Raw genomic sequence first — 13,169 nt, 5'->3', positions numbered from 1 at the left:
GCGACGGCAGACAGCGCAGGGCGACGACGGCCGGCCGGACGACGGTGGCCCGCGGATCCGCCGAGGCCGCCGCCCCGGCCCCCTCGGGACCGACCGCACGCCGCACCCGCCGGGTCCGGATGACCGGCAAGGAACGCCGCGAGCAGCTCCTGGACGTGGGCCGCACGCTGTTCGCCGAGCGGGGCTACGAGGCCACCTCGGTCGAGGAGATCGCCCACAAGGCCGGGGTGTCCAAGCCCGTGGTCTACGAGCACTTCGGCGGCAAGGAAGGCCTGTACGCCGTGGTGGTCGACCGCGAGATGCGCCGGCTGCTGGACATGGTCACCGGCGCGCTCACCGGTGGCCACCCGCGCGAGCTGCTGGAGCAGGCCGCCTTCGCGCTGCTGGACTACATCGAGCGCTTCACCGACGGTTTCCGCATCCTGGTGCGCGACTCGCCCGTCGCGCAGTCCACCGGCACCTTCGCCTCGCTCATCAGCGACATCGCCACCCAGGTCGAGGACATCCTCGGCCACGAGTTCAAGCAGCGCGGCTTCGACCCCAAGCTCGCCCCGATGTACGCCCAGGCGCTCGTCGGGATGGTCGCGCTGACCGGCCAGTGGTGGGTCGAGGTGCAGCGCCCGAAGAAGTCCGAGGTCGTCGCCCACCTGGTCAGCCTGTCCTGGAACGGGCTGTCGGGCCTGGAGCCCCGGCCCCGGCTGGTCGGCCACCGCAAGAGCTGACGGATCCGCCGCGACGCGAGGGGAGCCGCCCCCGGCACGTGCCGGGAGCGGCTCCCCTTCCGTTCGTCCGGGCGGGTGTCAGCCGGTGTTGCGCAGACCCGCCGCGACACCGTTGACGGTGAGCAGCAGGGCGCGCGACAGCAGCGGGTCCGGCTCCTCACCGCGCGCGGCCGCCTCACGCTGCCGGGCCAGCAGCGTGACCTGGAGGTACGAGATCGGGTCCAGGTACTGGTCGCGGATCCGGAAGGTCTGCGCCAGCACCGGGCTCGCCGCGAGCAGCTCGGACTCGCCGGTCAGCCGCAGCACCTCGCGCACCGTCAGCTCGTGCTCGGCCTCGATGGCCTCGAAGACGTGCTTGAGGTCGTCGGGGACGAGCGAGTCGACATAGTGGCGGGCGATCCGCAGATCGGTCTTGGCCAGCGTCATCTCGACGTTGGACAGGAAGTTGCGGAAGAAGTGCCACTGCCCGAACGCCTCGTCCAGCACCCCGTCAAGACCCGCCTCACGGGCCGCCTTCAGGCCCGAGCCGACGCCGAACCAGCCGGGGACGATCTGCCGGGACTGCGTCCAGCCGAAGACCCACGGGATCGCCCGCAGGCCGTCGAGCCCGGCGCCGGAGTCCGGGCGGCGGGACGGGCGCGAGCCCAGGTGCAGCTCGCCGAGCTGGTCGACCGGGGTGGAGGCGAAGAAGTACTTCGGCAGGTCCGGGTCGTCGACGAGCTTGCGGTAGGCGCCGTTCGCCGCCTCCGAGACGATGTCCATCGCCGCGTCCCAGCGCGCCAGCGCCTCGTCGGACTGCCGCGGCGCGGTGTGCAGCGCGGACGCCTGCAGCGTCGCGGCGACGGTCAGCTCCAGGTTCTCCCGGGCCAGCGACGGGATCAGGTACTTGTCGGAGATGACCTCGCCCTGCTCGGTCACCTTGATCTCGCCCTCCAGGGTGCCCCACGGCTGCGCGAGGATCGCGGTGTGCGAGGGGCCGCCGCCACGGCCGACGGTGCCGCCGCGGCCGTGGAAGAGCCGCAGCCGCACACCGTGCCGGTGCGCCACGTCGCGCAGCCGGCGCTGCGCCCGGTGGATCTCCCACTGCGAGGTCGTGATGCCGCCGAACTTCGAGGAGTCGGAGTAGCCGAGCATGACCTCCTGCACGTCCCCGCGCAGCGACACCAGCCGCCGGTAGGACGGGTCGGACAGCATCTCGTCCAGCAGCTTGTCGGCGATCTTCAGCTCGACGGTCGTCTCCAGCAGCGGCACGATGCCGATCTTGGCGACACCCGCGTGCAGGTCGATCAGCCCGGCCTCGCGCGCCAGCACCGCGGCCGCGAAGACGTCGTCGGAGCCGAAGCACATCGAGATGATGTACGACTCCATCACCTCGGGGCCGAAGCGCTCGAAGGCCTCGCGCATCGTGTGGAAGACGCCCAGGGTCTTGGCGCCCGCGGCGTCCAGCGGCGCCGGGGTCGGGGCCAGCGGGCGGCGCGAGCGCAGTTCCTTGGCGAGCAGCTTGCGCCGGTAGTCGCGCGGCATGTCGGCGTAGCGCCAGGACTCCTCGCCGAGCCGGTCGAAGAGCTGGCCCAGCGCGTGGTGGTGGGCGTCCGCGTGCTCGCGCACGTCCATCGTGGCGAGCTGCAGGCCGAAGGCGGACAGGGTGCGGACGGTGCGGTCCACCCGGCCCTCGGCGATCAGGCCGCCGCGGTGCGCGCGCAGCGAGTCCTGGATCAGCTGGAGGTCGGTGAGCAGCGCGGCCGTGCCGAGGTAGTCCCGGCCGGGCACGTGCGGGGTGCCGGTGGCCAGCCGCTCACGGGTGTTGATGAGCTTCTGCCGGATGCAGGTCGCCTTGAGGCGGTAGGGCTCCTCGGCGTTCAGCCGCTTGTAGCGCGGGCTGATCTCGGGCAGCGCGACCAGGTCGGTGGCCAGCGAGTCGAGCAGCTCGTCGCTCGCGCCGGAGTTGCGGATCGAGTTGGACAGGGCGCCGCGCAGGGCGTCGACCAGCTCCAGGGCGTCGGTGATGCCGTGCTCGTGCTGGAGGATCAGCACGTCCCAGGTGACCTCGGGGGTGACGTTGGGGTTGCCGTCCCGGTCGCCGCCGATCCAGGTGCCGAAGGTCAGCGGGCGGGTCTCCGGCGGCAGCGGCACCCCGACCCGCTCCAGCTCCGCGGCCAGGTCCTCCAGCACGTCGCCGACCGCGACGGCGTGCAGCTCGTCGAGGTAGTAGATCGCGTTGCGCGCCTCGTCGGCCGGCTCCGGGCGGACCACCCGCAGCTCGTCGGTCTGCCACAGCAGGTCGATGCTCTCGGCCAGCCGCAGGTCGGCGCGCCGCCGGTCGCCCGTGCTGCCCTCGCCGTTGCCGTGCCCGTCCTCCAGCAGCTCGGCGATGCGGCGCAGCTTGTTCAGCACCGAGCGGCGGGCCGCCTCGGTGGGGTGCGCGGTGAAGACGGGACGGACGTTGAGGTTGCGGACCGTCTCGCGTACGTGCTCGGGGTCGCCGTCCTTGAGCAGGTCGGCGGTCTGGGCGAGCAGGCCGCCCTCGGCCGCGCGCCGCGACCGCAGCTCGCGCCCGCGGTGCACCTGCTCGGTGACGTTGGCGAGGTGGAAGTAGGTGGAGAAGGCGCGCACCAGCTTCGCGGCCGTCTCCAGGTCGGTGTCGCCGAGCAGTGCCGCGGCGGCCTCCCCGTCGCTTCGGGTCAGTGCGCGGACCTTCTCGACGAGATCGAGGAGTTCCTGCCCCTCCTGGCGCACCAGCGTGCCGCCCAGCAGGTCTCCCAGGCGGCGGATGTCGGCACGGAGGGCGGAACTGCTGGCGGTACTGCTGTCCGGGGCGGTGTCGGCGCTGCTCACAGGTGCGGCTCCTTGTGCAGGGGTGTGTGGACGGCGTACTCGCGGACCGCGCTGTCCGGCCGTTCCAGGATAGGTCGCGGCCCGCCCGGCGAGACGCCCAGCCCACGTGCCGGACACCGGGCGTCCGCTACGGCCCCCCGTCCGGGCCGCTCCGCCGCGCACCCGGGGCCGTTCACGGGCCCCGGGTGCGCGGCCGCGGTGCGCGGCTGGTACGTGCCCGGTACGTCCGGGCGTCCACCGCCTACGCTGGACGCCATGAGTACGACGGGGGCGCACGTACCGGACGACGGCGCCGGAGGAGGCGCGGCAGGCGACACGGCGGCACCGGTGCTGCTCCCCGCCGGCTGGTGGTGGTGGCAGCGGCGGCGCAGCTTCCTGCTCGACGCGACCCTGGCCGCGGTCTCCGCGATCGAGTGCGCCTTCGAGGGCGGCACCTTCGCCGACCGGATCGGCGTCCCCGCCTTCCTCGGCGCGCTCGTCGGCGTCCTGGTCGGCGGCGTGCTGCTGCTGCGGCGCCGCTGGCCGGTCGCGGTCGTGCTCGTCGGCATAGCCATGACGCCCGCGCAGACCGGATTCCTGCTCTCCCTCGTCGGCCTCTACACCCTCGCCGCCTCCGAGGTGCCGCGCCGCATCACCGCCGCGCTGGCCGGGATGAACGGTTTCGGCACGATGCTGGTCGCCGTCATCCAGTTCCAGGACAACCTCGACACCTCCGACGACGGCAGCGCGCTGCGGATGCCCGTCACCCTCTTCGTCTCCATCCTCATGGCGCTCGGCCTCACCGGGCCGCCCGTGCTCCTCGGCCTCTACGTCCGCGCCCGGCGCCGGCTTGTGGAGAGCCTGCGCGAGCGGGCCGACGGCCTGGAACGCGAACTCGAACTGCTCGCCGAGAAGGCGGCGGAACGCGCCGAGCGCGCTCGGGCGGAGGAGCGCACCCGCATCGCCCGCGACATGCACGACGTCGTCGCGCACCGGGTGAGCCTGATGGTCGTGCACGCCGCCGCGCTCAAGGCCGTCGCCCTCAAGGACCCGCACAAGGCCTCCGCCAGCGCGGAGCTGCTCGGCGACATGGGACGGCAGGCGCTCACCGAGCTGCGCCAGATGCTGGGGGTGCTGCGCACCTCGGAAGCCGCCTCGCCCGCCACCCCCGCCGCGCCCGCCCCGGACCGGCCCGCCTCCCGGGAGGAGGAAGAGGGCCCGACGCTGGCCCGCCTCGCCGCGCTGGTGGAGGAGTCCCAGGCGGCCGGCATGGGGGTCGAGCTGACCGTCGAGGGCGCGAAGCGCCCCTGCGGGGCGCGCATCGAGGCCACCGTCTACCGGGTGGTCCAGGAAGCCCTCACCAACGTCCGCAAGCACGCGGTGGGCGCCAGCGCGGTCGTCCGCCTCGCCTACCGCGACGCCGAGGTCGCCGTCCTCATCACCAACGGCCCCTCCGACGGCACCCCCCAGACCGCCCTCCCCGGCAGCGGCCACGGCCTGACCGGCATGCGCGAACGCGTCACCTCCCACGGCGGCGGCTTCGCGGCCGGCCCCACCCCCGACGGCGGCTTCCGCGTCTCGGCGATGGTCCCCCTCCGAAGCGCCTGACCCCAGGGTCGCCGGACGCTCCCACGAGGACGGTCCGGCCCGGCCACATCGTGGCGGATGTTCCCGCGAGGACGGTCGGGGGCAGCCGGTGGGGTGAGGGGGCGCGAGGAACTGCGCGCTCAGCCACATGGCGGCCGATGTTCCCGCGACAACCGGCGGACGCACCCCGGGGGGCTTGGGGGCGCGGGGAACTGCGCGCTCAGCCACGTCGTGGCGGATGTTCCCGCGAGGACGGTCGGGGGCAGTCGGCGGGGTTTGGGGCGCGGGGAACTGCGCGCCAAGCCCCCACTCGCGGACGGCCCCGCGACAACCGGCGGACGCACCCCGGGGGGTATCAGCGTCCGGCGCGGCAGCCGCAGCGGCAGGAGCCCGAGGGCGCAGCCCTCAGGAGGGGGAGGGGCCCGGGGGCCGCGGGTCACGGCCGGTCAGCGCGGCCAGCGCGCTGCGCACCCTCGCGAAATGAGCCCTCAGCTCATCGCGTCGCACCTCGTGCTCCCGCAGCGCCCGCTCGCTCTCCCTGCGCACCCTCTCCTCGTGGGCCCGCGCTCGCGCGAGCACCGCCGCGGCCCGCCGCTCCGCCTCCGCCTCCCGGGCGCGCAGCGCCTCCTCCGCGGCGGCGCGCTCGCGGTGCGCCGCGTCGAGACGCCGCTCGGCGTCGGCGAGCAGCTCGCCGAGCCGGCTGTCGGCCCCGGCCTCGCGTTCGGCGAGTTCCCGCTCCAGCGTGTCCAGCCGGGTGCGCCGCTCCTGCTCGCCCTCCGCGGCGCCGCGTTCCGCGTCCTGCCGTACGGTCTCCAGCGTGCGGCCGGCCTCGCCGCGTACCGCTTCGGCCTCGGCGCGCGCCTGGCCGAGGATGTCGGCGGCCCGCGCGCACGCCGCGTCGAGCATCCGCTCGGTCTCGTCCTCCGCGGCGGCGAGCCGTGCGGACGCGGCGGCGCGGGACTCGTCCTGGAGGGTGCGCCGCGCGGTCTCCGCGGCGTCCCGCGCGTACTGCGCCTCGGCCTCGGCCCGTTCGCGTACGGCCGCGGCCTCCTCCTCGACGAGCCGCACCAGTTCCTGCGCGCCGGGGCCGAGCGCGTCGAAGGCGGAGGACGGCAGCGCGTCGAACTGCGCGCGCAGCGCGGCGTGCTCGGCCTCCATCTCGTTGGCGAGTTCGCTGAGCCTGGTGGCCCGCTCCCATGCGGCGTCGCGGTCCTCGGAGAGTTCTTCGAGGAAGCGGTCGACCTGCTCGGGCCGGTATCCGAGGCCGCGCCCGCGCGCCCGCCGGACGGGCCCGGCGCCCACGTCCGCGCCCGCGCCTGCCGGAGGAGTCCCCGCCGATGCGGTCGTGTCGCTGCTCATGCGTCTGCTCCTTCGCCGCCGCTCGTCCCGCGCTCCGCCGCCGCACCCATCTCCTCTTTATGGCTTATGTCCGAATTCTAGAAGGTGGGGTGCGCGGAGCGCGCGTCTCCTGCGCGCATCCGGGCACCGGACCTCACCAGTACCCCTACCCGGAAAACGGCGGGGCCGGGCGGGAAGGCCCGAAAGCCCTCCCGCCCGGCCCCCGGCGGCAAGCCGCCGCCGTGCCGTGACGCCCGCCGCTACAGCAGCCCGTCCCACATCTGCTCGATGAGCACCGACCACCAGTTGTCGGGCGAGGCGATGGCCGCCGGGTCCTGCGCGGCCAGCTGCGCCTGGAAGTCCACTGTCCAGTGCCCGGCCTGCTCGGGCGTGAGCCCGATCCGCAGCCGCCACATCCGTCCGAGCAGGGCCATGCAGCGGGCGAACTCCGGCAGGCTCGAATTCACGAACTGCGGTGCCGCGGGCGGCGATCCGGCCGGACCCCCCTCCAACGGCAGCGCCACGATCTGCGCGGTGCCGTACTGCACGCACAGCTGGCGCCCGAAGTCGTTGCCCATCACCAGGTACGAGCCCGCGTCCGCGGTCGGCTGCACGCCGCGCGCGGCGGCCAGCTCGGCAAGGGTCGGCACCGGCTGGCCCGGCTGTGCCTGCGCCCAGAAGAACGGCCCGAAGTCCATCGGCAGCCCGGCCCACATCAGGGTCTGCGCCACGATGTCGGGGACGCCCTGCCGGGAGACGGCGCGCTGGTCGAAGCGGAAGACGCCCTGCGGGCCGAACGCGCCCGCCAGCTCCTGCCCGATCACGTCGAGCCCGACCGGCGGCACCCGCAGCACCGTGTGCGCGTCGGGCATCGGCACCCGCTGCGGCTGCGGGCGCGCGGGCGCGCCCGCCACCTGGTGCAGCTCGCCCTGGTGCGTCAGCAGGTGCTGGACGCCCTGGCGGCGGCTCGCGTGGTCCCGGCCGTAGGGGGCGGTGTGGCTGATCCGCACCTGCGGCCAGGTCTCGCGGATCATCCGCGTGCAGTAGCCGCCGGGCAGGTCGCAGGACTCCAGCTCGGTGTGCAGTTCGAGCACCTGCTCGGGGCGCACGCCCGCCGACCGCAGCTCGTGCAGGATCTGCCACTCCGGATGCGGGGTGCCCGGCGCCGAGCGCCGGATCATCTGCTGCTCGCTGCCGTCGGCGCCGCGGTAGCGCAGCACCGCCATGTAGCCCGGACCCACCGTCGGCACCCCTGCGTTCGGCTGCGGATAGCCGTACGCGGGGGCGGGGGCGGGGGCGGGGGCGGGCGGCGGCGTGCCGGTGCCCGCGGCGAAGGGGGCCGGGGGCGGCGGCGGGGTGCCGCCTGCCGGAGGGCCTGCGACAGCGGGTCCGGCGAGCATGGTCGCGGCGTAGTGCGGGTCGTTGCTCGCGGGCGGCGGCGTTGCCTGTCCGGCGTACGGGGCGGGTGGCGGCGTTGCCTGGCCCGCGTGCGGAGCAGGCGGGGGCGTGCCCTGTCCGGCGTACGGGGCGGGCGGGGGCGTGCCCTGACCGGCGTACGGCGGCGGGGGCGGGGTGCCCTGCGCGGACGGCGCGGACGGCGCTGATGGCGCGGGGGGAGCCAGCGGGACATGGCTGACCGGCGTGGCCTTGGCCGTCGCCAGGCCCGCGATGTCGGCGGCGCTCTGCCCGCCGCCCTGCGGCACCGGCGGGGGCAGCGGCACGGCGGGGCCGTCCGGCGCGGGGTACGCGGAACCGCCCATGGTGTGCGGCACCCCGCCCTGGGCGGGCGGCGGCACCGGCGGCCCGGACTGGGCCGGAGGCGGCGCGGGGGGTCCGGACTGCTCCGGCGCGAGCAGCGTCGGCGGCAGCCCGCTGCCGGAGGGCAGCAGCTTCGTCCTGGCCTCGGAGGACTCGGGCGCGGGCGGCGCCTCGGGGAGATCCGCGCCGCTGATCGGCGGCGCGAAGACGGTCGCGGGCATGGGCACGGACGAGCCCTCGCCGCTGTCGCTCACCGTCTTGCCCGCCCAGCTCCCGCCGTCCTCCGGCTCGTCCGACAGCGCGTCCTGCGGCTGCTCCTGCGCGGGCGCGGCGGCCACAGCGGGCGCGGCGGGCGCACCGGACCGCCGCACGTAGTCGACACCGCCCGACGCCTCCTCCGCCGCGGGAGCCGCCTCCGAGGCTGGCCGCCGTACGTAGTCGACGCCCCCGGACGACAGGTCGGCGGCCTGCGCGGGAATCCCGCCGCCGGACTCCCCGGCGGAACCGGAATCGGAGCCGGAACCAGAACCAGAGCCGGCGCCGGACCCGGAAGCGCTCCCGGCGCCCGACCCACCGCCGGAGCCGGACCTGCGGTCGGGGATGCCCATCCGGTCGGCGGCCTCCTGGAGCCACTCCGGCGGGCTCAGCAGGAAGGACGTTGCCTCCAGGTCGATGCGTTGCGGCGGCTCGGGCGCCGTGTCCTGCGGCATGGCGCCGTACTCCTCCTCGTAGCGGCGGATCAGCTCGCCGACGGGCAGCGGCGGCCAGAGGGTGGCCTCGCCGCTGTCCCGTGCGATGACGACCCGCAGTTGTGAGCCGTCGTCCGCCGGGCCGTCCTCGCGCGGCTCCGCCCATACGACGAAGCCGAGGTCGAACTCCCTGACCCGGATCTCGCGGTGCTCGTACGGCGGCACGTCGCCGTTGATCCACCGCTCGGCGCGCTCCTGCGCCTGCGCGAAAGTCACCATGGCCGGCTCACTCCTCCACCTGGACGGCGGTGGCGAAGCCGCCGTCCACCATCAGATTCGCCACCGTCGCCAGTTCCGGCGGATTGCCCGCGAGGCGCAGCAGGAACGCGTCGAGCGACTGGCCGCAGGGCAGCAGTAGGTCGGCGACCCGGTCGGCGGGGGTGTCCCAGTCGTCGCCGTCCCGCGCGTCGTCGTAGGCGCAGAACCACACCGTGCCGGCGTCCTGGCCCTTCACCTTCACCGCGAGCAGGCCGCCCTGGACGTAGCCGACGGCCAGGTAGTCCTTCGTCAGGTGGTCGCGCAGGCACTTGTTGACGTACACCAGGTCGTTGACCGCCGCGGCGTCGCGCACGGTGAAGAACGGCTGGTCGATCAGCAGTCCGAGATCGGGGTCGAGGGCGACCCCGCGCGGCGCGCAGCCGCCCGCCGCCTTGAGGAAGGCCCGGTAGGAGCCCGGCAGCCGGTAGCCCAGCTCCTCCTCGACGTCGCGCACCTGTGCCTCGGTGACCGCGACGGCGTCGATGGGCAGTTCGAAGTGCACCGGCCTGGTCTCCTGCAACGGGCGGGTGCCGCGTTTGGAGTGGTCGGCGACGGAGTCCGCGAGCCCGCCGTGGTGCCGCAGCAGCGCCTTGACCTCGGCGGGGACCAGCTCCAGGCGGCGGGTGCCCGCCACGTGGTGCCACGTCCAGCCGTGCGGGGTGGCCACCGGCGGCAGGCTGGCCCACAGTTCGTGGCCCGCGGCGTGCAGCGCGGCGTTCGCCGACACGTAGTCCGTCAGCCGCAGCTCGTCGATGCCGAAGCCCTCGGGCGGCTCGGCTATCTCGGCCGCGGCGCGGGCGAACGGCGAGAAGTCCGGGTGCCCTTCGGTGTCCACCCACACGCCCTGCGGGTAGCGCGCGGCGCGCACCGGGTCGGGGAAGTGCACGACCTGCCCGGCGTAGGCCACGTTGGGCGGCGCGGTCCGGGACTCCGCGCCGGAACCGGGGGGCGACGCCCCCAGCCCTTGCCGACCTGTCGTCATGACTGCTGCCCCCTGGTGCGTATGGCTGATGACCACAGCCTAGGGCCTGCGGCATGCCCGTTGACCGGCCAGTCGCCCGGTTGTGGACAACTCGTGAAACGCGCCGCCCGCCACCCCGTCCGCCACCGGGTCCACCGCGTCTCTCCGGCCGTCTCCCCGGCCGTCCCCGCGGCCTCCCCGGCGGCTGTCAGCTGTCCTTCGCCGCGTCCCGCAGCTTGGCGGCCTGCTTGGCCGGGATCGACGTGCGCAGCTGCGCGGGCTTGTGGTCGGCGCGCACCGTCTCGTACGCCGCGGTGGTGTCCCCCACCCGCACGACGGTCACCAGCACCTCGCCCGCCGTGCCCTTGGCGGTGTCGCCGATGACGTAGGCGACGCGCTCGTCGCCCAGCCCCGCGTCGGCCGTCGCGGAGCGCACCGTGAAGTGGGAGGTGACGCCGCCGCGCACCACGGAGTAGGAGTGGCAGACGGCGAGGGCCGCCGTCAGGTCCTTCAGCACCTTGGCCGCGTCGCCCTTCTTGTAGGACGCGATGACGGTCAGCGAGATGGTCTTGGCGCCCTTGTCCTTACCGGTGGCGTCCTTGGTGTCGGTGACCATCGCGCCGGTGTAGACCTGCCGCTGGTACTTGGGCCGGCTGACCCACTGGTCCACCACCGGCTGGCACGCGGCGGTGTCGGCCTTCTGGGCGTCGCCGAGCAGCTGCTCCTTGGTGCCCGCGGGCAGCACCTGCACGTCCGGGACGTCCTGCGAGGTGAGCAGCGCCGCGGTGAGCTTCGGTGTGCTCACCGCGCCCTTCGCCACCGTCGGGCCGTCCTTGTCGTCGCCGCCGCTGCCGCAGCCCGCCGCGAGCGCGAGGACGGGCAGCAGCGCGGCGGCGGCCACGGCGCGCCTACCGGCCGGTAGGCGATGGTCTGCGCGGATCGGCATCGGTGCGTTCCCCTGGTTCGTCGCGGCGGTCGTCGGCGGCAGGTGCCCGTGCGGCGCGGTGCGTCCCGCCCCGCGCCCCGGCACCCCGCGCGGGTGTGCCCCGGCCGCGGCGTCGTGCGGCGCGTCCCCCGTCCCGGGGGACCTCCCGCGGGCGCCGGGCCCGTTGCCGCGCGACTCTACGGCAACGGGCCCGGCACCTCCCCTGTGGGGCTGCTCACATGTGCGAGGCGCGGCGGGCCCACGGCCCGCCCCCCGCCGCGGCACCGCGCGGGAGCCGTCCGGGGCCGCGGGAGAGCCCCACCGCGGCCGTCCCGCACCCGTACCCGTACCCGTACGGCAGCCGTACCGCGGTCACTTGCGCGCGGCGAGGGCCTGCTTCAGCTTCTCGTCCTGCTTGCGCTCCACGTCGACGGGCAGCGGCCCGGCGCCGCCCGCGGACTTCACCGACACGTACATCGTCACCGTGTCCCCGGTCTGCACGACGGACAGCAGCGCGGCGCCGGCCTTCTTGTCGGCGGTGTCGTTCATGATCCAGGACACCGCCTTGTCGCCGACCGGCACCGCGGGCCCCTTGGACACGGTGAAGGGCGTCTTGGCCCCGGAGCTGTCGGTCGCGGTGAAGCCGGTGCAGCCCGCCAGCGCGGTCTTCAGCTCCGCCATGACCTTCCCGGCGTCGCCGGGGGCGTGGCTGGCCACCAGCATCTGGTTGATGATCTCCGGGGTCGCGCCGGTCTTCGCCGTGGTCTTGGCGAAGGCCGCGCCGACGAACGCCATCCGGTGGATCTTGGGATTGCTGCTGGTGACGTCGGCGAGTGGCTGGCAGGCGGGCTTGTCGGCGGTGAGCGTCGAGGTGTCGGACGTGTCGGCCGTCTGCGAGGGCTGCACGGTCCAGCCGGGCAGGTCGGAGTCGGTGATGAGGGCCTTGCTGAGCTGGTCGGTGGTGAGCGGGGCCTTGCCGCTGAGGACGTTCGGCGACTTGGAGTCGGGCTCGGGGGAGCCGTCGCCGGAGGAGCAGGCGGCGGCGAGCAGCAGCGCGGGCAGCGCGGCCGCGACGAGGCGGAGCCGGGTGGTGTGCATCGGGGTCACATTCCTGGTTCGGCGGTGTGGGGGGACCCGCTGGGACGGGCCGACTGCTGATCCTCCCCGGCCTTCCTGTGCCACGTCCATGCCGCGTCGGCCCGTCGCCAGTCCGAAGCCAGTCCGGAGCCCGTGGCGCGACCGCGTCCGACCGGCACCTGTGCCGTGCGCGGACGGTGACCGTCCGTGCCCGCAAGCCGCCGCGTCACGCGGGCCGCGGGCCAGCCGTTCGGGCGGTCCGCCGCCGTACGGATGTGACGTTCGTATGTTCGCCGTGTACGCACTGTGCCTGCTGTGTCGGAATTCGGACACCGGACGGTGACATGGCCCACACACAATGAGCCCGCCGACGTGTTCGCTTCCCCATCGCGCGACGCGTTTGGCAGTCTGATCGGCATACGGGGGAACGCCCGCTCGCGCGGGCGGACGGAGGGACGCACGCAGAACATGACAACTCATTTCCTGGACGCGGGTGCCGCGGACCCCAGGCTGAACTGGGGCGCGCCACGGCCCCCGGACGGTCCGCCGCGGCTGCGGCACCGAAGAGACGGCATCCTGCCCGCGGTCGCGGCCGCGCTGTCCATCCGCGACGAGGTGCTTACGTGCACCGGCGCCAAGGGCGACCAGCCGCCCGTCCTGCATCCGATCGTGCAGGAGTTCCTGGACGCGCTGCCCGCGACGCAGCGTGAGCGCTTCACCGGGCGCTGCGCCGAACCGGTGCTGATCTCCCGCCACCTGGCGTCCGTCGAGGGGCAGCGCGGCAAGCGCGCCGCCCGCCGGCCGCTGACGCAGGGTGAGGCGCGCAAGGCGCTGCGCGGCGCGAAACTGACGGCCCGCCGGATACGCGAGGACGGCGATCCGGCGCACGGCACGTACGCGCCGCCCTGCCGGTCCTGCGCACCGCTGCTCGCGCACTTCGGGGTGCAGGCCGTCGACCCGGCAGAGGGGGCATGACGTCC

9 protein-coding genes are annotated in these 13,169 nt (G+C 74.8%); 3 read left to right on the top strand and 6 right to left on the bottom strand.

The genetic code is table 11. The features are described 5' to 3' along the window. The first annotated feature begins 44 nt into the window (after positions 1–44). Positions 45–722 (top strand): TetR family transcriptional regulator, encoded by a 678-nt coding sequence (locus tag ACWERV_RS05535; protein WP_452929312.1) that lies wholly within the window; start codon positions 45–47, stop codon positions 720–722. Between the two features lie 78 nt (positions 723–800). Here ACWERV_RS05535 and ppc read toward each other — a convergent pair whose 3' ends face one another. Beyond that, entirely contained in the window at positions 801–3,557 is a 2,757-nt protein-coding gene (gene ppc, locus ACWERV_RS05530) for a phosphoenolpyruvate carboxylase (RefSeq protein ID WP_452929138.1), read from the bottom strand. Positions 3,558–3,812: 255 nt separating this feature from the next. Here ppc and ACWERV_RS05525 point away from each other — a divergent pair, with 255 nt between their 5' ends. Beyond that, positions 3,813–5,144: a sensor histidine kinase gene (locus ACWERV_RS05525; RefSeq protein WP_452929135.1), complete on the top strand. Its 1,332-nt coding sequence runs from the start codon at positions 3,813–3,815 to the stop codon at positions 5,142–5,144. Between the two features lie 384 nt (positions 5,145–5,528). Here ACWERV_RS05525 and ACWERV_RS05520 read toward each other — a convergent pair whose 3' ends face one another. From ACWERV_RS05520 to ACWERV_RS05500, 5 genes are all read right to left on the bottom strand, one after another. Then, positions 5,529–6,482 carry a cellulose-binding protein gene (locus ACWERV_RS05520; protein ID WP_452929132.1) on the bottom strand — a complete coding sequence of 318 codons (954 nt, stop codon included), beginning with the start codon at positions 6,480–6,482 and terminating at the stop codon, positions 5,529–5,531. 239 nt (positions 6,483–6,721) lie between these two features. Continuing rightward, on the bottom strand, positions 6,722–9,187 hold the full coding sequence (locus ACWERV_RS05515; RefSeq protein ID WP_452929129.1) for an SUKH-4 family immunity protein: 2,466 nt from the start codon (positions 9,185–9,187) through the stop codon (positions 6,722–6,724). Positions 9,188–9,194: 7 nt separating this feature from the next. Continuing rightward, a complete protein-coding gene (locus tag ACWERV_RS05510) occupies positions 9,195–10,208 on the bottom strand; it encodes an SMI1/KNR4 family protein (protein ID WP_452929127.1) in 1,014 nt (337 codons plus the stop codon). 187 nt (positions 10,209–10,395) lie between these two features. Next, positions 10,396–11,088 carry a hypothetical protein gene (locus ACWERV_RS05505; RefSeq protein WP_452929124.1) on the bottom strand — a complete coding sequence of 231 codons (693 nt, stop codon included), beginning with the start codon at positions 11,086–11,088 and terminating at the stop codon, positions 10,396–10,398. 396 nt (positions 11,089–11,484) lie between these two features. Further along, complete coding sequence (locus ACWERV_RS05500) at positions 11,485–12,210, bottom strand: sensor domain-containing protein (protein ID WP_452929122.1); 726 nt, start codon at positions 12,208–12,210, stop codon at positions 11,485–11,487. A 447-nt stretch (positions 12,211–12,657) separates the two neighbouring features. Here ACWERV_RS05500 and ACWERV_RS05495 point away from each other — a divergent pair, with 447 nt between their 5' ends. Then, positions 12,658–13,164, top strand: coding sequence for a YwqJ-related putative deaminase (locus ACWERV_RS05495; protein WP_452929119.1), 507 nt, complete (start codon positions 12,658–12,660; stop codon positions 13,162–13,164). Positions 13,165–13,169 lie beyond the last annotated feature (5 nt).

The organism is Streptomyces sp. NPDC004031 (assembly GCF_053604375.1).
This window is presented reverse-complemented; position numbering and strand designations above follow the sequence as displayed.

Coding starts and splice junctions, on each gene's coding strand:
- ACWERV_RS05525 (WP_452929135.1), top strand. CDS start 3,813: ATGAGTACGACGGGGGCGCACGTACCGGACGACGGCGCCGGAGGAGGC.
- ACWERV_RS05520 (WP_452929132.1), bottom strand. CDS start 6,482: ATGAGCAGCGACACGACCGCATCGGCGGGGACTCCTCCGGCAGGCGCG.
- ACWERV_RS05515 (WP_452929129.1), bottom strand. CDS start 9,187: ATGGTGACTTTCGCGCAGGCGCAGGAGCGCGCCGAGCGGTGGATCAAC.
- ACWERV_RS05510 (WP_452929127.1), bottom strand. CDS start 10,208: ATGACGACAGGTCGGCAAGGGCTGGGGGCGTCGCCCCCCGGTTCCGGC.
- ACWERV_RS05500 (WP_452929122.1), bottom strand. CDS start 12,210: ATGCACACCACCCGGCTCCGCCTCGTCGCGGCCGCGCTGCCCGCGCTG.
- ACWERV_RS05495 (WP_452929119.1), top strand. CDS start 12,658: ATGACAACTCATTTCCTGGACGCGGGTGCCGCGGACCCCAGGCTGAAC.